Below are 22,717 nucleotides of genomic sequence, written 5' to 3' on the forward strand. Positions count from 1 at the left end.
TGGTCTCGGCGAAAACGATCAAAGTGAGCGCAGTGAAGAAGTTCTTGTCCGCAAAGGACGCAAAGGACGCAAGGAAGGCAAGAGCATCTTGGACTGTGCCGCGCGCTCCTGTCGCTTTCAGATCCGCCAACGACCGCGGCCTGACTTTGCGTCCTTTGCGGAGAAAATATGTCGCCTGTCATCCGAAGCGGCAACGGTCGGCACGAGCGAACCCGCGCAACGGCTGAGGCGTGCAGGATTGCTGCGGAACACCTTGCAACTGATGGTAAACAGGGCGACAGTCGCGTCACCACCCGTCCTGGAGTCCTGCGATGAACCTCACTGCAATCGTGCTGTGGCTGGTGATCGGTGCGGTGGCCGGCTGGCTGGCCGGGCAACTGATGCGCGGGCGCGGGCTGGGGCTGGTCGGCAACATCGTCGTCGGCATCATCGGCGCCTTCGTTGGCGGATGGCTGCTCGGCGGCGTGCTCGGCATTTCGATTGGTGGCGGTCTGGTCGGCGCGATCCTCAATGCCACCGTGGGGGCCGTCGTGGTGCTGGCGGTCATCGGCGCGATCAAGCGCGCATAGCCCGGGGTACCCGCCCGGGCGTTCCCCGGGTGCGTGCTGAAAGCGTCCACACCTGCGCCGCGGGAAAGGCGCGGTCGGCGCCAACGGGCGCCGGATGTCCTGCGCCGGGCAATTGCCGGATGCCGCCGCCACGGGCCGGCGCGCTTGCCTAGACTCGCGGCGTTCCCTTCAGTCCGAGTCCCCGTGAAGCTGCTGCGTTCCACTGCGCTGGTCAGCGCGATGACCCTGCTGTCGCGCATCCTCGGGTTCGCGCGCGATCTGGTGTTCGCCCAGAAGTTCGGCGCCAGCCTGGCCACCGACGCCTTCTACGTGGCCTTCCGCATCCCCAATTTCATGCGCCGGCTGTTCGCCGAGGGCTCGTTTTCACTGGCTTTCGTGCCAGTGCTGGCGGAGATCAAGCAGACCGGTGATCGCGCGGCGCTGAAGCAATTCATCGACCACGTCTGCGGCACGCTCGCGGCCATCCTGCTGCTGGTGGTGGGCCTCGGGATGCTCGCCGCGCCGGCGTTCGTGACCGTTTTCGCGCCGGGGTTCATCGCCAATCCGCAGAAGTTCGCGCTGACCAGCGAGATGCTGCGGGTGACCTTCCCCTACATCCTGCTGATCTCCCTGGCCGGATTCGCCGGCGGCATCCTCAACAGCTTCAGCCGCTTCGCGCTGCCGGCGCTGTCACCGGTACTGCTGAACATCGCGCTGATCGCCGCGGCGCTGTGGCTGGCGCCGCAGTTCGACGAGCCGGTCAAGGCACTGGCCTGGGGCGTGTTCATCGGCGGTGTGTTGCAGCTCGGCATGCAGTTGCCGGGACTGTCGCGCCTGGGTCTGCTGCCGCGGCCGCGCTGGGGCTGGCACGACAGCGGCGTGCGCAAGGTGCTGAAGCTGATGATCCCGACCCTGTTCGGCTCCTCGGTGGCGCAGGTCAACCTGCTGTTCGACACCCTGGTGGCGTCCTTCCTGGTCACCGGCAGCGTCACCTGGCTCTATTACACGGATCGCCTGCTGGAATTCCCGCTCGGCGTGTTCGGCGTCGCGCTCGGCACCGTGATCCTGCCGCATCTGTCGGCGCGGCATGCGGCCGCGGATCCCGCAAGGGTTCAACCATTCGGTCGACTGGGGCTTGCGGCTCGGCTTGTTCATCTCGCTGCCGGCCACTCTGCTGCTGGTGCTGCTCGCCGCGCCGATGTTCTGGACCCTGTTCGGCTATGGCCGCTTCAGCGCGCAGGACGCGCAGATGTCAGCCCTGAGCCTGGGCATGCTGGCGCTCGGCTTGCCGGCCTTCATCGCGGTCAAGGTGCTCGCACCCGCCTTCTATGCGCGCCAGGACACCGCCTCGCCGGTCAAGGCCGGCATTGCCAGCATGCTGTCGAACATCGGCATCTCCGCCATCGTCGTCGGCGCCTGGTGGTGGTCCGGACGCCCGGGCGCGCACGCCGGCCTGGCGCTGTCGAGCGCGCTGGCCGGCTACATCAACGCCGGGCTGCTGCTGCACTGGCTGCGCCAGCGCGGGATCTACCAGCCGGGGCCCGGCTGGACGCGCTACCTGCTGAGCCTGTCGCTGGCGACAGTGGTCGCCGCCGCCTGCCTGCTGCTGGCACTGCGCTGGGGCCCCGACTGGCCGCAACTGCCGGCGCTGTGGCGCCTCGCCTGGCTGGCCGGGCTGGCGGCCATCGCCGGCGTGGCCTACCTCGGTACCGCCTTCCTCCTCGGCCTGCGCCCACGCCACCTGCTCGAGCGCCGCTCGGGCTGAGGCTCCGTTGAGACTGGTTCAACGCGGAGACGCGGAGGACGCAGAGGAACGCGGAGAAAGGCAGAGCAGAGGGAAGCAGAGGACAGCGAACCCAGGGTACGGAGCGATCCGGCGATCCAGGAATCCTGGGCGACAAACTGAGCGCGGCCCCGCAGAGTAAGCTTCCTCATGCTTCTCTCCGCGTTCTCTGCGTCTCCGCGTTGAACAGTCTCTCGATGCAGGGCGACGGTTGGCGGTGACTACGGGAGCGCATCGCTATACTCGGCGGCTCTTTTTATTGCGCTGCACCATGAGACTCAGTCGCGATCACGATGGTCCGCAACTGGCGCCGCAGGGCGCGGTGGTGGCCATTGGCGCCTTCGATGGCGTCCACCTCGGCCACCAGACGCTGCTTGCCCAGGTGCGCGCGCGCGCCGACGCGCTCGGGCTGCCGGCGGTGGTGGTGAGCTTCGAGCCACTGCCGCGCCAGCATTTCGCCCGCGGTCCGCTGCTGCGGCTGACGCCCTTTCGCGAGCGGGTCGAACGCATCCGCGCCTGCGGAATCGACGAGCTGCTGTGCCTGCGTTTCGACGATGCGCTGGCCGGTACTTCGCCGCGTGCATTCATCGAACGGGTGCTGGTCAAGCGCCTGCGCGCGAAGGAAGTATGGGTCGGGCCGGGCTTCCGCTTCGGTCATCGCCGCGAGGGTGATTTTGACCTGCTGGAAGCCGCCGGCATGCACTTCGGCTTTACCGCCTGCGAGGTTGCCGCGCGCACCGCGGATGGCGAACGCATCAGTTCCTCGCGCATCCGCGAGATGCTGCTGGCCTCGGATTTCGAGGCCGCACAGCACGCGCTGGGGCGCCGTTACGCCTATTCAGGCCGGGTGGTGCGCGGTCAGCAGCTCGGACGTCAGCTCGGCTTTCCCACCGCCAATTTGCGCTGGCCGCAGAACTCCCAGGGTTTCGGCGGCATCTTCGCCGTGCGCGTGGACGGCGGCGGACTGGTGCGGCATCCGGGTGTCGCCAGCCTGGGCTACCGGCCGGCCGTCGGCGGCAAGGAGCTTCTGCTGGAAGTGCATCTGTTCGATTTTGATGGCGACCTCTACGGAAAGCGGTTAAGCATTGATTTCATTGCGAAGCAACGGGACGAGTGGCATTTTCCCGACCTCGCATCCCTGGTTGACCAGATTCGTCGCGACGCCGACGAGGCGCTCGTCTTGCTCGGAGTACGGCCCGCGTGACCGATTACAAGCACACCATTCAGTTGCCGACCACCGAGTTCGCGATGAAGGCGGACCTCGCCAATCGCGAGCCCTCCATGCTCGCCGGTTGGGAGGCCGAAGGCCGCTACGAGCGCCTGCAGGAAGCCACGGCCGGCCGCCCCGCCTTCGTGCTGCACGACGGCCCGCCGTATGCCAATGGCGACATCCACATCGGCCACGCGGTCAACAAGATCCTCAAGGACATCGTGGTCAAGTCGCGGCTGCTCTCCGGCTTCCACGCGCCCTACGTGCCCGGCTGGGACTGCCACGGCCTGCCGATCGAGGTCGCGGTCGAGAAAAAGGTCGGCAAGGTCGGCCACAAGGTCGACGCACGCACCTTCCGCGCCGAATGCCGCAAGTACGCCGCGGAGCAGATCGACCGCCAGCGCGCCGATTTCAAGCGCCTGGGCGTGCTCGGTGCCTGGGGCCAGCCCTACCGCACGATGGACTTCAAGTACGAAGCCGACATGGTCCGCGCGCTGGCGCAGATCGTCGCGCGCGGCCATGTGGTGCGCGGTTTCAAGCCGGTGCACTGGTGCTTCGATTGCCGCAGCGCGCTGGCCGAGGCCGAGATCGAATACGGCAACAAGCTCGATCCGGCGATCGACGTGATGCTGCCCTTCGCCGATGGCGCCGCGCTGGCGCGCGCCTTCGGCCTGGCGCAGCCGGTGACCGATGGCTTTGCGGTGATCTGGACCACCACGCCGTGGACGCTGCCGTCCAACCAGGCGGTGAGCGTGCATCCGGAGCTGGAGTACGCCCTGGTGCGCACCGAGCGTGGGCACCTGGTGCTCGCCGACGCGCTGGTCGAGCGCTGCCTCAAGCGCTTCAAGCTGGAAGGTGAGGTCGTCGCCCGTTGCGCCGGCAAGGCGCTGGAGCGCGTCGATGCGCGCCATCCCTTCTATGACCGTGCCTCGCTGCTGATCTGCGGCGAGCATGTCAGCGCCGAGGACGGTACCGGCCTGGTGCACACCTCGCCGGCTTACGGCGTCGAGGACTTCAACGCGCTCAAGCCCTACACCGCCGAGGTGATCAATCCGGTGCAGGGCGACGGCCGCTTCGCCGCGGACCTGCCGCTGTTCGGTGGCCTGAAGATCGCCGAGGCCAATCCGCAGATCATCGAGCACCTGCGCAGCGTGGGCCATTTGCTGGCGGCCTTCGAGTCCGACCACAGCGTCGCGCACTGCTGGCGCCACAAGACGCCGACGATCTTCCGCGCCACCCCGCAGTGGTTCATCAGCATGCAGGCGGCCGGGCTGCGCGAGGATGCGCTCGCCGCGATCGACACCGTGCGTTGGATCCCGGACTGGGGCAAGGAGCGCATTGTCGGCATGATCGCCGGGCGCCCGGACTGGTGCATCTCGCGCCAGCGCACCTGGGGCGTGCCGATCGCGCTGTTCGTCGACAAGGTGAACCAGGCGCCGCACCCGCGTTCGGTCGAGCTGATGGAGCAGGTGGCGCAGCGCATCGAGCAGGGCGGCGTCGATGCCTGGTTCGACCTCGATCCGCGCGAACTGCTGGGCGACGAGGCGGAACAGTACGAGAAGGTGCCGGACATCCTCGATGTCTGGTTCGACTCCGGCGTCAGTCATGCCTGCGTGGTCGATACACGCCAGGAACTGGCTGGCGTGCCGGCGGATTTGTACCTCGAAGGTTCCGACCAGCATCGCGGCTGGTTCCAGTCGGCGCTGCTGACCGGCGCCGCGATGCGCGGCGCGGCCCCGTACCGCCAGGTGCTGACGCACGGGTTCACCGTCGACGCCGACGGCAAGAAGATGAGCAAGTCGGCCGGCAATGTGGTCGCCCCGCAGCAGGTGATGAAGACCCTCGGTGCCGACGTGCTGCGGCTGTGGGTCGCCGCCACCGACTACCGCGCCGAGATGAGCGTCTCGGACGAGATCTTGAAGCGCGTCTCGGAATCCTACCGCCGCATCCGCAACACCTGCCGCTACCTGCTGGCCAACCTCAACGGCTTCGACCCGGCGCGCGACCTGGTACCGCACGCGCAGCTGCTGCCCTTCGACCAGTGGATCGTCGACCAGTCCTGGCAGCTGCAGCAGCGCGTGGTGCAGAACTATGCCGACTACCAGTTCCACCTGATCTACCAGGATCTGCACACCTTCTGCAGCGTGCAGCTCGGCGCCTTCTACCTGGATGTGCTGAAGGACCGCATGTACACGCTGAAGGCGGATTCGCTGGCGCGCCGCTCCGGCCAGAGTGCGATGTTCCACGTCGCCGAGGCGATGGTGCGCTGGATGGCGCCGATCCTGTCCTTCACCGCCGACGAGATCTGGGCCTTCCTGCCGGGACGCGCCAGCCAGTCGCCGCTGTTCCACACCTGGTACGACGGCCTCGCTGCGCTGCCGGCCGACACGCGCATCGATGCGGCGCGCTGGACGCGCCTGCTGGCGCTGCGCGATGCGGTCAACCTGGCGCTCGAGCCCCTGCGCCGCGACAAGCGCATCGGCTCCGGGCTGGATGCCGAGATCGACCTGCATGTGACCGACGTCGCGGCCAGCGGCCTCGCCGACATCGGCGAAGACCTGCGCTTCCTGTGCCTGGTGTCGTCGGTGCGCCTGACCGGCGAGCCCGCGCCGGCCGACGCAGTCGCTGTCGATGGCGGCGCGGTGAAGCTCGCCGTGCGCGTCAGCGAAGCCGCCAAGTGCGCGCGCTGGCATCACCGTGCGGATGTCGGCAGCCACGCCACCCATCCGGAGCTGTGCGGCCGCTGCGTCGAGAACGTCGATGGCGCCGGGGAAATCCGTGGCTGGTTCTGAGGCTGGCCGCTTCGGTGGCTGGATCTGGCTGCTGCTGTCGGCGGCGGTCATCGCGCTCGACCAGTGGACCAAGGCGATCGCTACCGGCTCGCTGGTCTACGGCGTGCCCGAGTCCTTCCTGTCGCACTGGAACTGGACCCTGGTGCACAACTACGGTGGCGCCTTCAGCTTCCTGTCCGACCATCCCGGCTGGCAGCGCTGGTTCTTCCTGATCGTTGCCAGCGGCATCACGCTGGTCCTGCTTGAATGGCTGCGCCGCAGCCCGCGCCGCGCCTGGCTCCCCTGCCTGCCGCTGGCGCTGCTGATCGGCGGGGCGATCGGCAACCTGAGCGACCGTGTACTGCTGGGATACGTGGTCGATTTCGTCGACTGGCATTACGATGGCTGGCACTGGCCGGCGTTCAACCTCGCCGACAGCGCGATCACCGCCGGCATCGTACTGTTGATCGTGTACGAGATTTTCGGGAACCGGGTTCCGGGTTCCGGGACCCCGTAGGCCTGACGTCTCCTTTCACTTTTCACTTTTCACTGCCCCATGGACGTCCTGCTCGCCAATCCCCGCGGCTTCTGCGCTGGCGTCGATCGTGCCATCGATATCGTCGAGCGCGCGCTGGACCTGTTCGGCGCGCCGATCCACGTGCGCCACGAGGTGGTGCACAACCGCTTCGTGGTCGAGAGCCTGCGCGCGCGCGGCGCGGTGTTCATCGAAGAACTGAGCGAGGTCCCGCGCGGCGCCACGGTGATCTTCAGCGCCCACGGGGTCTCCCAGGCCGTGCGCAAGGAAGCCGCCGAGCGCGGCTTCCGCATCTTCGACGCGACCTGCCCGCTGGTCACCAAGGTCCATATGGAGGTCTCGCGCCACTGCCGCGCAGGCCGCGACATGATCCTGATCGGCCACGCCGGGCACCCGGAGGTCGAAGGCACCCTGGGGCAATGGGACCGCGAAGGTGCGACCGGCGAGATCCAGTTGGTGGAGACGGTCGCCGATGTCTGGGCGATACAGGTCAGGCAGCCCGGGCACCTGGCATTCACCACCCAGACCACGCTGTCGGTCGATGAGACCATCGAAATCATCACGGCACTGCGCCAGCGCTTCCCGGAGATCCAGGGTCCGCGGCACGACGACATCTGCTACGCCACGCAGAACCGCCAGGACGCGGTGCGCGAGCTGTCGAAGCACTGCGACCGCGTGCTTGTGGTCGGCTCGCCGAACAGTTCCAATTCCAACCGGCTGCGCGAGCTGGCCGAGCGCAATGGCGTACCCGCCTACCTGATCGATGGTGCAGACGACATTCGCCCCGAGTGGCTGGACGGCGCGCGCTGCGTCGGTGTCACCGCGGGTGCGTCGGCGCCGGAGAGCCTGGTCCAGGGCGTGGTCGAGCGCTTGACGAGGCTCGGGCAGGGGCAGGTGCGCGAACTCGATGGGGTGCGCGAGGACATGGTGTTCGCGCTGCCCAGGGAGTTGCGCGTGGTGGTGGAAAGCTGAAGAACAGTGTTGGTGTGGGTGGTTGGTGTAGGAAAAGCGGGGCGCAAAGGCGGTTTGGGCGTGTCGAGGGCGGCATCGTTGCCGTCGAGACTGAACCAAGGCCGGTGATCGACAAAAAAACCTTGCGGAGCCGTTGACAAACCCCGGGGCTCATCCTCAGAATGCTGGGCTCCGTCGCGGAGGGATACCCAAGCGGCCAAAGGGGGCTGACTGTAAATCAGCTGGCACTGCCTTCGGTGGTTCGAATCCACCTCCCTCCACCACGTTCCAGTTGTAGCGAAGCAAGGCGGGAGTAGTTCAACGGTAGAACCTCAGCCTTCCAAGCTGATGACGCGGGTTCGATTCCCGTCTCCCGCTCCAGCTGGATGTGAAAAAGTTTACGCCCATGTAGCTCAGTCGGTAGAGCACCTCCTTGGTAAGGAGGAGGTCGCTGGTTCGATTCCAGTCGTGGGCACCATTTTCGAAGTGTTTCTTGACCATCGCGCACGCATCAGAGGCCGCACATGTCCAAGGGTAAATTTGAGCGCACCAAGCCGCACGTGAACGTCGGCACCATCGGTCACGTCGATCACGGCAAGACCACTCTGACGGCCGCTCTGACGAAGATCGGTGCGGAGCGCTTTGGTGGTGAGTTCAAGGCGTACGACCAGATCGACAAGGCGCCGGAAGAGAAGGCGCGCGGGATCACGATCTCGACGGCGCACGTGGAATACGAATCGCCGACGCGCCACTACGCGCACGTCGATTGCCCGGGCCACGCGGACTACGTGAAGAACATGATCACGGGTGCGGCGCAGATGGACGGCGCGATCCTGGTGTGCTCGGCCGCTGACGGCCCGATGCCGCAGACGCGCGAGCACATCCTGCTGTCGCGCCAGGTGGGCGTGCCGTACATCGTGGTCTACCTGAACAAGGCGGACATGGTGGACGACGCCGAGCTGCTTGAGCTGGTCGAGATGGAAGTTCGCGAGCTTCTGAGCAAGTACGAGTTCCCGGGCGACGACACGCCGATCGTGATCGGTTCGGCGCTCAAGGCGCTGGAAGGCGATCAGAGCGAGATCGGCGTGCCGGCGATCATCAAGCTGGTCGAGGCGCTGGACACCTGGATCCCGCAGCCGGAGCGCGACATCGACAAGCCGTTCCTGATGCCGGTGGAAGACGTGTTCTCGATCTCGGGCCGCGGCACGGTGGTGACCGGTCGCGTCGAGCGCGGCATCGTGAAGGTGGGCGAGGAAATCGAGATCGTTGGCCTGAAGCCGACGGTGAAGACGATCGTGACCGGCGTCGAGATGTTCCGCAAGCTGCTGGACCAGGGGCAGGCGGGCGACAACGTGGGTCTGCTGCTGCGCGGCACGAAGCGCGACGACGTCGAGCGCGGCCAGGTGATCTGCAAGCCGGGTTCGATCAATCCGCACACGGAGTTCGAAGCCGAGGTGTACGTGCTGAGCAAGGAAGAGGGCGGTCGTCACACGCCGTTCTTCAAGGGTTACCGCCCGCAGTTCTATTTCCGCACGACGGACGTGACTGGCAACTGCCAGCTGCCGGAAGGCGTGGAGATGGTGATGCCGGGCGACAACATCAAGATGGTGGTGTCGCTGATCGCGCCGATCGCGATGGAAGAAGGCCTGCGCTTCGCGATTCGCGAAGGCGGCCGTACCGTCGGCGCCGGCGTGGTGGCGAAGGTCATCAAGTAATCGGCTGGTTGGGTTTGCACGCTTGAGGACAGTACGCCAGTAGCTCAACTGGCAGAGCAGCGGTCTCCAAAACCGCAGGTTGGGGGTTCGATTCCCTCCTGGCGTGCCAACCAGTCCAGTGTGCAAGCGAAAGGCCTAGAAGTACTCACCGCCGCGTCCCGCAAGGGGCGCGGCGCTGGCGTCCAGGAAACCATGAACGCAAAAGACGAAAAACCGGGCGCAGACGGCGGCAACGCCACGCTCGACGTGGTCAAGCTGACGGTCGCGGCGGTGTTGGCAATCGGTAGCGCCGTGGCCTTCGCCTGGTTCGCCGATGTATGGCCGATGTGGGCGCGTGTGCTGACCGTGCTCGCTGGCGTCGGCATCGGTGGCGCCATCGGCCTGAGCAGCGGCCCCGGTGCCCTGTTCCGCAAGTTCCTGCGCGATTCGCAGATCGAAGTCCGCAAGGTGGTCTGGCCGACGCGCCAGGAAACCTGGCAGACCACCTTGATCGTCGCGGTCGCGGTTCTGGTCATCGGCATCCTGATCTGGATCATCGACATGATCCTGGCGGGATCCGTCCGCGTCATGATGGGCTGAGGGGCGAGACGGATGTCCAAGCGCTGGTATGTCGTCCACGCCTATTCGGGATTCGAGAACGCGGTGCGCCGCTCGCTCGACGACCGCATCCACCGTTCCGGTCTGCAGGACCGCTTCGGCCAGGTGCTGGTGCCGACCGAAGAAGTCATCGAGATGCGCCACGGGCAGAAGCGCAAGTCCGAGCGCAAGTTCTTCCCCGGCTACGTGCTGGTGCAGATCGAAACCCAGGTCGACGGCCGCTCGCTGCGCATCGACGACGAGTGCTGGCATCTGGTCAAGGAAACCCCGAAGGTCATGGGTTTCATCGGCGGCACCGCCGACCGTCCGCTGCCGATCAGCGACAAGGAAGCCGACGCGATCCTGCAGCGCGTGCAGGAAGGCGTCGACAAGCCGAAGCCCAAGGTGCTGTTCGAGCCGGGCGAAATGGTCCGCGTCATCGAAGGACCGTTCAACGATTTCAATGCCGTGGTTGAAGAAGTCAACTACGACAAGAACCGCCTCAAGGTGGCGGTGCTGATTTTCGGCCGATCCACCCCGGTAGAGCTCGAGTTCGGGCAGGTGGAGAAGGCCTGAGGGAAGCGGTGAAAAGTGAAAGGTAAAAAGTGAAATGAGGGTGGCCTCGCACTTTTGACTTTTCACTTTTCACTTTTCACAACCAACGGGGAGCCGAAGGCATCTCGCCTGACGCGTTCGAACCCGAGGAGTAGAGAGCAATGGCAAAGAAAGTCACAGGTTACATCAAGCTGCAGGTCAAGGCCGGTGAGGCCAATCCCTCGCCGCCGGTCGGTCCGGCGCTGGGTCAGCGCGGCGTGAACATCATGGAGTTCTGCAAGCAGTTCAACGCTGCCACGCAGAAGCAGGAGAAGGGCACCCCGCTGCCGGTGATCATCACCGTGTACAGCGACCGCTCCTTCACCTTCATCACCAAGACGCCGCCGGCGACCATCCTGATCAAGAAGGCACTCGGTTTGCCGAAGGGCAGCAGCCGCCCGAACACCGAGAAGGTCGGCAAGATCTCGCGCAAGCAGCTCGAGGACATCGCCACCACCAAGATGCCCGACTTGACCGCCGCTGGCATGGATGCCGCGGTCCGAACCATTGCTGGCAGCGCCCGTTCCATGGGCCTGATCGTGGAGAACTGAGACCATGGCCAAGATCACCAAGCGTGCAAAGGCCCTGCAGGGTCTCGTGGTCCCGGGCAAGGCGTATTCCGTCGATGACGCGCTGCGCATCCTGAAGGACAACTCCAAGGTCAAGTTCGTCGAGTCCGTGGACGTTGCCGTGCGTCTGGGCATCGATGCCAAGAAGTCGGACCAGGGCGTGCGTGGTTCCTCGCTGCTGCCGAACGGCACCGGCAAGACCGTCCGCGTCGCGGTGTTCTGCCCGGCCGGCGAAAAGGCCGAAGCCGCCAAGGCCGCCGGCGCCGACGCCGTGGGCATGGACGACCTCGCCGAGAAGATGCAGGCGGGCGATTTGAACTACGGCCGCGTGATCGCGACGCCGGACGCAATGCGCGTCGTCGGCAAGCTCGGTCAGCTGCTCGGTCCGCGCGGCCTGATGCCGAATCCGAAGGACGGCTCGGTGACCCCCGATGTCGTGACGGCGGTGAAGAACGCGAAGGCAGGCCAGGTCAAGTTCCGTAACGACAAGGCCGGCATCGTGCATTGCACCATCGGCAAGGCCAACTTCGAGATCCAGGCGCTGCGCGAGAACCTGAACGCGCTGCTCGCGGACCTGCTGCGCCTCAAGCCGGCGGCCGCCAAGGGCCAGTACCTGACCAAGATCAGTCTGTCGACCACGATGGGTATCGGCGTGATCGTCGACCCGTCGACCGTGCAGACCAAGTAACACCCAATTTTGAGGGCGCCCGGCCTGGCCGGGCCGCCGTCAAAGACCGCGGGCGCGGTCGGTACGTCGCGCCGGGGAGACCCGGCAACGCGCACCGACTGCTTAATGGATGGATCACCCGCGCAGATGGTGCCGCCCGATCCGAGTTGTTGGGAAACGGCAGTACCGCAGTCAGGGGTCCGCAAGGGCTCCGACGCCGAAACCACTCGTGGACGGCGTAGTCGATGCAGGTGCCCGGCGGTCCGCCGCCGGCCCTGATGCTGGAGGAAAGCAATGGCACTCAATCTGGAACAGAAGAAAGAGGTCGTTGCCGAACTCGCCGAGGTGGCTTCCGGCGCAATGTCGCTGGTGGCCGCAAAGTACGACGGCCTGACCGTCGCCCACCTCACCGCTCTCCGCGTGAAGGCGCGCAAAGACGGCGTTTACCTGCGTGTGGTCAAGAACACGCTGGCGCGTCGTGCAGTCCAGGGAACCGAATTCGAGTGCGTCGCCGACGCCCTCACCGGTCCCTTGCTGTATGCCTTCTCCAAGGACGATCCCGGTGCGGCTGGACGGCTGATCAAGGATTTCGCGAAGACCAACGACAAGCTCGTCGCCAAGGTCGTGTCCGTGGGCGGAAAGCTCTACGGCGCTGCCGAACTGGATCGACTGGCGAGTCTGCCGACCCGCGATCAGGCCCTGTCCATGCTGCTCGGAGTGCTCACGCAGCCCGCCACCCAGCTGGTGCGCGTGCTGGCCGAACCGGCCGCAAGCCTGGCGCGCGCAATCCGCGCGGTCGGCGAGCAGCGCCAGGAAGCCGCTTGAGCGAGTTCAGCAATCGAACTGCTACACCCGTTTTTCAATCAGGAGTTTTCAATCATGTCGATTAGCAACGATCAGATCCTCGAAGCCATCGCTTCGAAGAGCCTCATGGAGATCATGGATCTCGTGAAGGCGATGGAAGAGAAGTTCGGCGTCTCCGCCGCCGCCCCGGTCGCCGTGGCTGCCGGTCCGGCCGCCGCTGCCGCCCCGGTCGAAGAGAAGACCGAGTTCACCGTCGTCCTCGCCGCTGCCGGCGAGAAGAAGGTGGAAGTCATCAAGGCCGTCCGCGCGATCACCAGCCTGGGCCTCAAGGAAGCCAAGGACCTGGTCGAAGGCGCCCCGGCGACCGTCAAGGACGCCGTCAGCAAGGACGACGCTGCGAAGTTCAAGAAGATGCTGGAAGAAGCCGGCGCCAAGGTCGACGTCAAGTAATCGATCCTGGCTCGGTATTTCCACCATCGGTGGTTCTGGGCTGGGGATCGCAAGATCCCCGGCCCTTTGCTGTTCACGAGTGAAAAGTGAAATGTGAAAAGTGAAATGAGGTCCTGAAATGCCGCGCCTCGCGGCCGGATCGCTCTCTTTCACTTTTCACTTTTCACGTTTAACCGCTGTCGACAGACAGCCCAAGGCGAGAGTACCCCCCATGAGCTACTCGTTCACCGAAAAGAAGCGCATCCGCAAGGATTTCGGCAAGACCGCCGCGGTGTTGGCCGTGCCGCCTCTGCTGGCGATCCAGGTCAATTCCTACCGCGATTTCCTGCAGATGGACTCGTCGCCGTCCGGCTACCGCGACGTCGGCCTGCACGCCGCGCTGAAATCGGTGTTCCCGATCAGCTCCTACTCCGGCTCCGCGTCGCTGGAGTACGTCAGCTACCGCCTGGGTGAGCCGCCGTTCGATGTGCGTGAATGCAAGTCGCGCGGCCTGTCCTACGGCGCGCCGCTGCGCGTGACCGTGCGCCTGGTGGTGTACGACCGCGAGTCGTCGAACAAGGCGATCAAGTACGTCAAGGAGCAGGAGGTCTACATGGGCGAATTGCCGCTCATGACCGACACCGGCACCTTCATCGTCAACGGCACCGAGCGCGTCATCGTCTCGCAGCTGCACCGCAGCCCGGGCGTGTTCTTCGACCACGACCGCGGCAAGACCCACAGCTCGGGCAAGCTGCTGTACTCCGCGCGCGTGATTCCCTACCGCGGCTCCTGGCTGGACTTCGAGTTCGACCCGAAGGACTCGCTGTTCACCCGCATCGACCGTCGCCGCAAGCTGCCGGTGACCATCCTGCTGCGCGCGCTGGGCTACACCAACACGCAGATCCTGCAGACCTTCTTCGAGATCAACCGCTTCGAACTGCAGAACGTCGGCGCGAAGCTGGAACTGGTGCCGGACCGTCTGCGCGGCGAGACCGCCAGCTTCGACATCCGCATCGGCAAGGAGCTGATCGTCGAGGCCGGCAAGCGCATCACCTCGCGCCACGTGCGCCAGATGGAGAAGCTCAAGGACAAGCAGATCGAGGTGCCGGACGAGTACCTGATCGGTCGCATCCTGAGCGAGGACGTGGTCGACCCGAAGACCGGCGAAGTGCTGGCGCTGGCCAATGACGAGCTGCATGACGAGCATCTGGCCGCCTTCCGCAAGGCCAAGATCGAGCAGATCGGCACGATCTTCGTCAACGACCTGGACCGCGGCCCGTACATCAGCAACACCTTGCGCATCGACCCCTCGCGCTCGCAGTTGGAAGCGCTGGTCGAGATCTACCGCATGATGCGTCCGGGCGAGCCGCCGACCAAGGAAGCCGCGCAGAACCTGTTCCAGAACCTGTTCTTCACCGCCGACCGCTACGACCTGTCGGCCGTCGGCCGCATGAAGTTCAACCGTCGCGTCGGGCGCAAGGAAACCACTGGTTCGGGCGTGCTCTCGCACGACGACATCCTGTCGGTGCTGCGCGTGCTGATCGACATCCGCAACGGCAAGGGCACGGTCGATGACATCGACCACCTCGGCAATCGCCGCGTGCGCAGCGTCGGCGAGATGGCCGAAAACGTGTTCCGCATCGGCCTGGTGCGCGTCGAGCGCGCGGTCAAGGAGCGCCTGTCGATGGCCGAGTCCGAGGGCCTGACCCCGCAGGAACTGATCAACGCCAAGCCGGTGGCCGCGGCGATCAAGGAGTTCTTCGGCTCCTCGCAGCTCAGCCAGTTCATGGACCAGAACAACCCGCTGTCGGAAGTGACGCACAAGCGTCGCGTTTCGGCGCTGGGTCCGGGCGGCCTGACGCGCGAACGCGCCGGCTTCGAGGTGCGCGACGTGCACCCGACGCACTACGGCCGCGTGTGCCCGATCGAGACCCCGGAAGGCCCGAACATCGGCCTGATCAACTCGCTGTCGGTGTACGCCCGCACCAACGATTACGGTTTCATCGAGACCCCGTTCCGGCGCGTCGTCGACGGCCAGATCACCGAGCAGGTCGACTACCTGTCGGCGATCGAGGAACAGGAGTTCGTGGTCGCCACCGCGAGCGCCCAGGTGACCCCGGACGGCCGCTTCGTCGACGACCTGGTGAACTGCCGTGAACGTGGCGAAATCCTGCTCAAGGCACCGAACGAAATCCATTACATGGACGTCGCGCCGATGCAGACCGTGTCGGTCGCGGCCGCGCTGGTGCCCTTCCTCGAGCACAACGACGCCAACCGCGCACTGATGGGCGCGAACATGCAGCGCCAGGCGGTGCCGACGCTGCGCGCCGACGTGCCGGTGGTTGGCACCGGCATCGAGCGCAAGGTGGCTTCCGATTCCGGCGTGACCGTGAACGCCCGCCGCGGTGGCGTGGTCGACCAGATCGACGCCGGCCGCGTGGTGGTCAAGGTCAACGAGGCCGAGGTCGGCGAGAACGATGCCGGCGTCGACATCTACAGCCTGATCAAGTACACCCGTTCGAACCAGAACACCTGCATCAACCAGCGTCCGCTGGTGCAGGTGGGCGATCGCGTGGCGCCCGGCGACGTGCTCGCCGACGGCCCGTCGACCGACCTCGGCGAGCTGGCGCTGGGCCAGAACATGCTGGTCGCGTTCATGCCGTGGAATGGCTACAACTTCGAAGACTCGATCCTGGTCTCCGAGCGCGTGGTCAAGGAAGATCGCTACACCACGATCCACATCGAGGAACTGACCTGCGTCGCCCGCGACACCAAGCTCGGCCCCGAGGAAATCACCGCGGACATCCCGAACGTCGGCGAGCAGGCGCTGTCGCGCCTCGACGAGAGCGGCATCGTCTACATCGGCGCCGAAGTCGACGCCGGCGACATCCTGGTCGGCAAGGTCACGCCGAAGGGCGAGACCCAGCTGACCCCGGAAGAGAAGCTGCTGCGCGCGATCTTCGGCGAGAAGGCTTCCGACGTGAAGGACAGCTCGCTGCGCGTGCCGCCGGGCATGGACGGCACCGTCATCGACGTGCAGGTGTTCACCCGCGATGGCCTCGAGAAGGACAAGCGCGCGCTGCAGATCGAGCAGGCCGAAGTCAAGCGCGTGCGCAAGGACTTCGACGACCAGTTCCGCATCCTTGAAGCCGCGATCTACGACCGCCTGGCCGACCAGTTGGTGGGCAAGATCGTCAATGGTGGCCCGCAGGGCATCAAGAAGGGCGAAACGGTCACCCGCGAGTACCTCGCCAAGCTGGACCGCAAGGACTGGTTCGCGATCCGCATGAAGGAAGATTCGGCGGCCGAGGCCATCGAGAAGGCCCAGGAGCAGATCGAGCGCCACAAGGCCGAGTTCGACAAGCGCTTCGAGCACAAGCGCAGCAAGATCACCGCGGGCGACGACCTCGCCCCGGGCGTGCTGAAGATGGTCAAGGTCTACCTGGCGGTGAAGCGCCGCATCCAGCCGGGCGACAAGATGGCCGGCCGCCACGGCAACAAGGGCGTGGTCTCCAACATCGTGCCGGTCGAGGACATGCCGTACATGGCCGACGGCACCAGCGTGGACATCGTGCTGAACCCGCTGGGCGTGCCCTCGCGCATGAACATCGGCCAGGTGCTGGAAACCCACCTGGGCTGGGCCGCCAAGGGCCTGGGCAAGCGCATCGGCGAGATGCTCGAAGCCAAGGCGAAGATCGCCGACCTGCGCAAGTTCCTGGACGAGATCTACAACAAGGACATGCCGCGTCCGCAGGTGGACCTGGCCGAGTTCACCGACGAGGAGTTGATGAACCTGGCGAAGAACCTGAAGAAGGGCGTGCCGATGGCGACGCCGGTCTTCGACGGCGCCACCGAGGCCGAGATCAAGCGCATGTTGAAGCTGGCGGGACTGCCGGATTCCGGCCAGACCGTCCTGTTCGACGGCCGCACCGGCGACGCCTTCGAGCGCCCGGTCACCGTGGGCTACATGTACATGCTGAAGCTGAACCACCTGGTCGACGACAAGATGCACGCCCGTTCGACCGGTCCGTACTCGCTGGTCACGCAGCAGCCGCTGGGCGGCAAGGCGCAGTTCGGCGGCCAGCGCTTCGGCGAAATGGAAGTCTGGGCACTGGAAGCCTACGGCGCGGCGTACACGCTGCAGGAAATGCTCACCGTCAAGTCCGACGACGTGCAGGGCCGCAACCAGATGTACAAGAACATCGTCGATGGCGACCACCAGATGGTCGCGGGCATGCCCGAATCGTTCAACGTGCTGGTCAAGGAAATCCGCTCGCTGGCGATCCACATCGAGCTCGAGAACGAAGCGCAGTAATCGTCGAAGGCATTGGAGCAAAGCACCATGAAAGACCTGTTGAACCTGTTCAACCAGCAGCGTCCCGCCCAGGACTTCGACTCGATCCGCATCGGGCTGTCTTCGCCTGATTTGATCCGCTCGTGGTCCTACGGCGAGGTCAAGAAGCCGGAAACGATCAACTACCGCACCTTCAAGCCGGAACGCGATGGCCTGTTCTGCGCCGCGATCTTCGGGCCGATCAAGGACTACGAGTGCCTGTGCGGCAAGTACAAGCGCATGAAGCACCGTGGCGTGGTCTGCGAGAAGTGCGGCACCGAGGTGACCCTCGCCAAGGTGCGCCGCGAGCGCATGGGCCACATCGAGCTGGCCAGCCCGACCGCGCACATCTGGTTCCTGAAGTCGCTGCCCTCGCGCATCGGCCTGATGCTCGACATGACCCTGCGCGACATCGAGCGCATCCTCTACTTCGAAGCCTATGTGGTCGTCGACCCGGGCCTGACCGCGCTGACCCGCGGCCAGCTGCTGACCGAAGAGCAGTTCCTGATTGCGGTCGAGGAGCACGGCGACGAGTTCGACGCGCGCATGGGCGCCGAGGCGGTCTACGAGCTGCTGCGCACCATCGATCTCAACGCCGAGATGGTCAAGCTCAAGGAAGAGATCGCGAGCACCAACTCCGAGACCAAGCTCAAGCGCCTGTCCAAGCGCATCAAGCTGATGGAGGCCTTCGTCGAGTCCGGCAACCGTCCTGAGTGGATGGTGATGACCGTGCTGCCGGTGCTGCCGCCGGACCTGCGTCCGCTGGTGCCGCTGGACGGCGGCCGCTTCGCGACCTCGGACCTGAACGACCTGTATCGCCGCGTCATCAACCGCAACAACCGCCTCAAGCGCCTGCTCGAGCTCAACGCGCCGGACATCATCGTGCGCAACGAGAAGCGCATGCTGCAGGAAGCGGTCGATGCGCTGATGGACAACGGCCGCCGCGGCCGCGCCATCACCGGCACCAACAAGCGCCCGCTGAAGTCGCTGGCCGACATGATCAAGGGCAAGCAGGGCCGCTTCCGCCAGAACCTGCTCGGCAAGCGCGTCGACTACTCCGGCCGTTCGGTCATCGTGGTCGGCCCGACGCTGCGCCTGCACGAGTGCGGCCTGCCGAAGAAGATGGCGCTGGAACTGTTCAAGCCCTTCATCTTCAGCAAGCTGCAGCGCCGCGGCCTCGCCACCACGATCAAGGCGGCGAAGAAGCTGGTCGAGCGCGAGAGCGCCGAGGTGTGGGACATCCTCGAGGAAGTCATCCGCGAGCATCCGGTGCTGCTGAACCGCGCGCCGACCCTGCACCGCCTCGGCATCCAGGCTTTCGAGCCGGTGCTGATCGAAGGCAAGGCGATCCAGCTGCACCCGCTGGTCTGCACCGCGTTCAACGCGGACTTCGACGGCGACCAGATGGCCGTGCACGTGCCGCTGTCGCTGGAAGCGCAGCTCGAAGCGCGCGCGCTGATGATGTCGACCAACAACATCCTGTCGCCCGCCAACGGCGAGCCGATCATCGTGCCCAGCCAGGACGTGGTGCTCGGCCTGTACTACATGACCCGCGAACTGGTCGGCAAGCGCGGCGAGGGCATGGCCTTCTCCGACGTCAAGGAAGTCCATCGCGCCTACTCGGCGCATAAGGTGGACCTGCACGCCAAGGTGCGCGTGCGCATCGAGGAGACCGAGGTCAACGAGGACGGCACGCGCACCCGGAAGCGCACGCTGACCCAGACCACTGTCGGTCGCGCGCTGCTGTCGGAAATCCTGCCGGCGGGCATGCCCTTCGCGCTGGTCAACCAGCCGCTGACGAAGAAGGCGATCTCCGGCCTGATCAACCAGTGCTATCGCCGCCTGGGTCTGAAGGACACGGTGATCTTCGCCGACCAGTTGATGTACACCGGCTTCGCCTACGCCACCCGCGCGGGCGTGTCGATCGGCATCGATGACCTCAAGATCCCGCTGGAGAAGGGCGAAATCCTGGAGTGGCCGAGCGCGAAGTGCGCGAAATCCAGGACCAGTTCACCTCTGGCCTGGTGACCGCCGGCGAGCGCTACAACAAGGTCGTCGACATCTGGTCGCGTACCAACGAACAGGTCGCCCAGGCGATGATGAAGGGCATCGGTACCGACAAGGCGACCGATGCCGAGGGCAAGGCGATCGACCAGAAGTCGATGAACTCGATCTTCATCATGGCCGACTCCGGCGCGCGTGGTAGCGCGGCGCAGATCCGCCAGCTGGCCGGCATGCGTGGCCTGATGGCCAAGCCGGACGGCTCGATCATCGAGACCCCGATCAAGGCCAACTTCCGCGAAGGCCTGGACGTGCTGCAGTACTTCATCTCCACCCACGGCGCGCGCAAGGGTCTGGCCGACACCGCGCTGAAGACCGCGAACTCGGGTTACCTGACCCGTCGCCTGGTCGACGTGGCGCAGGACGTGGTGATCACCGAGGTCGATTGCGGCACGCTCGAGCACCTGACCATGGCGCCGATCGTGGAAGGCGGCGACGTCATCGAGCCGCTGCGCGACCGTGTGCTCGGTCGTGTGGTGGCCGCGGACGTGTTCGCGCCGGGCAACGACGAGGATCCGGTGGTCACCCGCAACACCCTGCTCGACGAAGCCTGGGTCGCCAAGCTGGAAGAGCTCGGCGTGCAGGAAGTCAAGGTGCGCTCGACGATCACCTGCTCGACGCGGTTCGGCGTCTGCGCGATGTGCTACGGCCGCGACCTGGCGCGTGGCCACCTGGTCAACATCGGCGAGGCGGTCGGCGTGATCGCTGCGCAGTCGATCGGCGAGCCGGGTACCCAGCTGACCATGCGCACCTTCCACATCGGCGGCGCGGCCAGCCGAGTGGCGGCGCAGGACCATGTGCAGATCCGCACCACCGGTACCATCCGCCTGAACAACCTGAAGACGGTCGAACACAGCGCCGGCCACCTGGTGGCGGTGTCGCGTTCCGGCGAAGTCTGCGTGCTCGACAGCCACGGTCGCGAGCGCGAGCGCTACAAGGTGCCTTACGGCGCGGTGCTGACGGTGCGCGAAGGCGAAGCGGTCAAGGGCGGCCAGACGGTCGCCAACTGGGATCCGCACACCCACCCGATCGTGTCCGAGGTCTCCGGCCGCGTGCGCTTCATCGACTTCGTCGACGGCGTCACCGTGAACGAGCAGACCGACGAGCTGACCGGCCTGCAGAGCAACGTGGTGACCGATCCGAAGCGCCGCGGTGGCGGTGCCAAGGACCTGCGCCCGATGATCCGCCTGGAAGGCCCGAACGGCGAGAACCTGGTGCTGCCGGGCACCGACATCACCGCGCAGTACTTCCTCCCGGCCGGCGCGATCATCTCTCTGCAGAACGAGGCGGAAGTGGGCGTCGGCGACGTGGTCGCACGTATTCCGCAGGAAACTTCCAAGACCCGCGACATCACCGGCGGTCTGCCGCGCGTCGCGGACCTGTTCGAGGCGCGCAAGCCGAAGGAACCGGCGATCCTGGCCGAATGCACCGGCGTCATCAGCTTCGGCAAGGACACCAAGGGCAAACAGCGCCTGCTGATCACCGACAAGGATGGCAACGTCCACGAGGAGCTGATCCCGAAGTGGCGCCAGGTCATCGTGTTCGAAGGCGAGCACGTCGAGAAGGGCGAGACCGTGGTCGATGGCGAGCGCAACCCGCAGGACATCCTGCGCCTGCTCGGCGTCGAGCCACTGGCCGCCTACCTGGTCAAGGAAATCCAGGACGTGTACCGCCTGCAGGGCGTGAAGATCAACGACAAGCACATCGAGACGATCATTCGCCAGATGCTGCGCAAGGTCGAGATCACCGCCTCCGGCGACACCCGCTACCTGCGCGGCGAGCAGATCGACCGCGTGCGCGTGGTCGAGGAAAACCAGCGTGCAGCCTCGCGCAACGAACAGCCGGCGGACTACGACCGCGTGCTGCTCGGCATCACCAAGGCCTCGCTGGCGACCGAGTCGTTCATCTCGGCGGCGTCCTTCCAGGAGACCACCCGCGTGCTTACCGAGGCTGCCGTCCGCGGCACCCGCGACACGCTGCGCGGCCTCAAGGAGAACGTCATCGTCGGCCGCCTGATTCCGGCGGGCACCGGTCTCGCGCACCACGACAAGCGTCGGCGCAAGCACGAGGAACTGTCCACCGCCGAACTCGAGGTGCTGGGTGGCATCGGTGGTCGCGGCAACCGCAGTGAAGACTTTGCCGACAGCATGTAAACCGCTGATGGCGGCGCCCGCGTGAACCGCGCGGGCGCTGTCCAGCCAGCTTCCATTCACGCGGTGAGTTGACAGCTAAAATAACGGCGGCTTAAACTCCCGCTTCTCGACAGGTCGCTTTTCGCCTGTCGTTTCGTTTCTTAGGGATCCTGCAATGGCGACAGTCAATCAGTTGGTGCGTAAGCCGCGGTCTCCGAAGACCTTCAAGACCGCCTCCCCGGCGCTCGAGAACTGCCCGCAGCGTCGTGGTGTGTGCACGCGTGTCTACACGACCACGCCGAAGAAGCCGAACTCCGCGCTGCGCAAGGTGGCCAAGGTTCGTCTGACCAACGGCTTCGAAGTGATCAGCTACATCGGTGGCGAAGGCCACAATCTGCAGGAGCACTCGGTGGTCCTGATCCGCGGTGGCCGCGTCAAGGACCTCCCGGGCGTGCGCTACCACACCGTGCGCGGCTCGCTGGACGCCTCGGGCGTCGCCAAGCGCAAGCAGAGCCGCTCCAAGTACGGCGCCAAGCGCCCCAAGTAATCGAGAGATACCGCCATGTCCCGCAAAGGTTCGCACCCGTCCCGCGAGATCCTGCCCGATCCGAAGTTCGGAAACGTGGTCATCGCGCGCTTCGTCAACATGATCATGCGCCACGGCAAGAAGGCCGTCGCCGAGCAGATCCTGTACGGCGCGATCGACGAGATCAAGAACAAGAACGCCGATGCCGTCAGCCTGATCGAAAAGGCCCTGGGCAATGTCGCCCCGGTGGTCGAGGTGAAGTCCCGCCGTGTCGGTGGCGCCACCTACCAGGTGCCGGTCGAAGTGCGTCCCGCCCGCCGCTCCGCACTGGCGATGCGCTGGGTCATCGACGCCGCGCGCAAGCGTGGTGAGACCTCGATGCCGCGCCGCCTCGCCGGCGAGCTGATGGATGCCTCGGAGAACCGCGGCTCCGCGGTGAAGAAGCGCGAAGAAACCCACCGCATGGCGGAGGCCAACAAGGCCTTCTCGCATTACCGCTGGTAATCCCAGCAC

At 65.7% G+C, this 22,717-nt stretch carries 15 protein-coding genes, 4 tRNA genes and 2 pseudogenes; all 21 read left to right on the forward strand.

From position 1 onward, the window contains the following. Positions 1-311: 311 nt before the first annotated feature. The 21 genes and pseudogenes from IPK27_14015 to rpsG all read left to right on the forward strand — a co-directional run bounded on the left by IPK27_14015 (position 312) and on the right by rpsG (position 22,708). On the forward strand, positions 312-569 hold the full coding sequence (locus IPK27_14015) for a GlsB/YeaQ/YmgE family stress response membrane protein (protein MBK8068696.1): 258 nt from the start codon (positions 312-314) through the stop codon (positions 567-569). A gap of 219 nt (positions 570-788) precedes the next feature. Further along, positions 789-2,313 (forward strand): annotated as a pseudogene (gene murJ / locus IPK27_14020) (murein biosynthesis integral membrane protein MurJ). Positions 2,314-2,602: 289 nt separating this feature from the next. After that, positions 2,603-3,535: a bifunctional riboflavin kinase/FAD synthetase gene (locus IPK27_14025; GenBank protein ID MBK8068697.1), complete on the forward strand. Its 933-nt coding sequence runs from the start codon at positions 2,603-2,605 to the stop codon at positions 3,533-3,535. After that, a complete protein-coding gene (ileS, locus tag IPK27_14030) occupies positions 3,532-6,333 on the forward strand; it encodes an isoleucine--tRNA ligase (GenBank protein MBK8068698.1) in 2,802 nt (933 codons plus the stop codon). Before IPK27_14025 ends, ileS begins: the two co-directional genes overlap by 4 nt. Further along, positions 6,302-6,829, forward strand: coding sequence for a lipoprotein signal peptidase (locus IPK27_14035; GenBank protein ID MBK8068699.1), 528 nt, complete (start codon positions 6,302-6,304; stop codon positions 6,827-6,829). The genes ileS and IPK27_14035 overlap by 32 nt, the downstream gene beginning before the upstream one ends. Positions 6,830-6,868: 39 nt before the next feature. After that, positions 6,869-7,819 carry a 4-hydroxy-3-methylbut-2-enyl diphosphate reductase gene (gene ispH, locus IPK27_14040; GenBank protein MBK8068700.1) on the forward strand — a complete coding sequence of 317 codons (951 nt, stop codon included), beginning with the start codon at positions 6,869-6,871 and terminating at the stop codon, positions 7,817-7,819. Positions 7,820-7,997: 178 nt separating this feature from the next. After that, positions 7,998-8,082: transfer RNA gene (locus tag IPK27_14045), tRNA-Tyr, on the forward strand. A gap of 23 nt (positions 8,083-8,105) precedes the next feature. Then, a tRNA-Gly gene (locus IPK27_14050) sits at positions 8,106-8,179 on the forward strand. 21 nt (positions 8,180-8,200) lie between these two features. Next, positions 8,201-8,276, forward strand: a tRNA-Thr gene (locus tag IPK27_14055). A 46-nt stretch (positions 8,277-8,322) separates the two neighbouring features. Continuing rightward, complete coding sequence (gene tuf, locus IPK27_14060; protein ID MBK8068701.1) at positions 8,323-9,513, forward strand: elongation factor Tu; 1,191 nt, start codon at positions 8,323-8,325, stop codon at positions 9,511-9,513. 33 nt (positions 9,514-9,546) lie between these two features. Further along, positions 9,547-9,622, forward strand: a tRNA-Trp gene (locus tag IPK27_14065). Between the two features lie 83 nt (positions 9,623-9,705). Continuing rightward, entirely contained in the window at positions 9,706-10,092 is a 387-nt protein-coding gene (secE, locus tag IPK27_14070) for a preprotein translocase subunit SecE (GenBank protein MBK8068702.1), read from the forward strand. Positions 10,093-10,104: 12 nt separating this feature from the next. After that, complete coding sequence (gene nusG / locus IPK27_14075) at positions 10,105-10,665, forward strand: transcription termination/antitermination protein NusG (protein ID MBK8068703.1); 561 nt, start codon at positions 10,105-10,107, stop codon at positions 10,663-10,665. 140 nt (positions 10,666-10,805) lie between these two features. Further along, positions 10,806-11,234 (forward strand): 50S ribosomal protein L11, encoded by a 429-nt coding sequence (gene rplK, locus IPK27_14080; GenBank protein MBK8068704.1) that lies wholly within the window; start codon positions 10,806-10,808, stop codon positions 11,232-11,234. A gap of 4 nt (positions 11,235-11,238) precedes the next feature. Then, positions 11,239-11,940, forward strand: coding sequence for a 50S ribosomal protein L1 (gene rplA, locus IPK27_14085; protein MBK8068705.1), 702 nt, complete (start codon positions 11,239-11,241; stop codon positions 11,938-11,940). A gap of 273 nt (positions 11,941-12,213) precedes the next feature. Beyond that, entirely contained in the window at positions 12,214-12,744 is a 531-nt protein-coding gene (gene rplJ / locus IPK27_14090) for a 50S ribosomal protein L10 (protein MBK8068706.1), read from the forward strand. A 54-nt stretch (positions 12,745-12,798) separates the two neighbouring features. Further along, complete coding sequence (gene rplL, locus IPK27_14095) at positions 12,799-13,173, forward strand: 50S ribosomal protein L7/L12 (GenBank protein MBK8068707.1); 375 nt, start codon at positions 12,799-12,801, stop codon at positions 13,171-13,173. A 211-nt stretch (positions 13,174-13,384) separates the two neighbouring features. Continuing rightward, positions 13,385-17,467: a DNA-directed RNA polymerase subunit beta gene (gene rpoB / locus IPK27_14100; protein ID MBK8068708.1), complete on the forward strand. Its 4,083-nt coding sequence runs from the start codon at positions 13,385-13,387 to the stop codon at positions 17,465-17,467. Positions 17,468-17,494: 27 nt separating this feature from the next. Further along, a pseudogene (gene rpoC / locus IPK27_14105) lies at positions 17,495-21,699 on the forward strand (DNA-directed RNA polymerase subunit beta'). Positions 21,700-21,853: 154 nt separating this feature from the next. After that, a complete protein-coding gene (gene rpsL / locus IPK27_14110; protein ID MBK8068709.1) occupies positions 21,854-22,225 on the forward strand; it encodes a 30S ribosomal protein S12 in 372 nt (123 codons plus the stop codon). Positions 22,226-22,240: 15 nt separating this feature from the next. After that, positions 22,241-22,708, forward strand: a complete 468-nt coding sequence (gene rpsG / locus IPK27_14115; GenBank protein MBK8068710.1) for a 30S ribosomal protein S7 — start codon at positions 22,241-22,243, stop codon at positions 22,706-22,708. The last annotated feature ends 9 nt before the right edge of the window (positions 22,709-22,717 follow it).

The sequence above is a fragment of the Rhodanobacteraceae bacterium genome, from assembly GCA_016713135.1.
Classification (GTDB): domain Bacteria; phylum Pseudomonadota; class Gammaproteobacteria; order Xanthomonadales; family SZUA-5; genus JADKFD01.

What these genes read in the sequence shown, in the direction of transcription:
- rplK (MBK8068704.1), top strand. Translation starts at nt 10,806, where the DNA reads ATGGCAAAGAAAGTCACAGGTTACATCAAGCTGCAGGTCAAGGCCGGT.
- tuf (MBK8068701.1), top strand. Translation starts at nt 8,323, where the DNA reads ATGTCCAAGGGTAAATTTGAGCGCACCAAGCCGCACGTGAACGTCGGC.
- rplJ (MBK8068706.1), top strand. Translation starts at nt 12,214, where the DNA reads ATGGCACTCAATCTGGAACAGAAGAAAGAGGTCGTTGCCGAACTCGCC.
- IPK27_14025 (MBK8068697.1), top strand. Translation starts at nt 2,603, where the DNA reads ATGAGACTCAGTCGCGATCACGATGGTCCGCAACTGGCGCCGCAGGGC.
- ispH (MBK8068700.1), top strand. Translation starts at nt 6,869, where the DNA reads ATGGACGTCCTGCTCGCCAATCCCCGCGGCTTCTGCGCTGGCGTCGAT.
- nusG (MBK8068703.1), top strand. Translation starts at nt 10,105, where the DNA reads ATGTCCAAGCGCTGGTATGTCGTCCACGCCTATTCGGGATTCGAGAAC.
- IPK27_14015 (MBK8068696.1), top strand. Translation starts at nt 312, where the DNA reads ATGAACCTCACTGCAATCGTGCTGTGGCTGGTGATCGGTGCGGTGGCC.
- rplL (MBK8068707.1), top strand. Translation starts at nt 12,799, where the DNA reads ATGTCGATTAGCAACGATCAGATCCTCGAAGCCATCGCTTCGAAGAGC.
- rplA (MBK8068705.1), top strand. Translation starts at nt 11,239, where the DNA reads ATGGCCAAGATCACCAAGCGTGCAAAGGCCCTGCAGGGTCTCGTGGTC.
- IPK27_14035 (MBK8068699.1), top strand. Translation starts at nt 6,302, where the DNA reads ATGGCGCCGGGGAAATCCGTGGCTGGTTCTGAGGCTGGCCGCTTCGGT.
- rpsG (MBK8068710.1), top strand. Translation starts at nt 22,241, where the DNA reads ATGTCCCGCAAAGGTTCGCACCCGTCCCGCGAGATCCTGCCCGATCCG.
- rpoB (MBK8068708.1), top strand. Translation starts at nt 13,385, where the DNA reads ATGAGCTACTCGTTCACCGAAAAGAAGCGCATCCGCAAGGATTTCGGC.
- rpsL (MBK8068709.1), top strand. Translation starts at nt 21,854, where the DNA reads ATGGCGACAGTCAATCAGTTGGTGCGTAAGCCGCGGTCTCCGAAGACC.
- secE (MBK8068702.1), top strand. Translation starts at nt 9,706, where the DNA reads ATGAACGCAAAAGACGAAAAACCGGGCGCAGACGGCGGCAACGCCACG.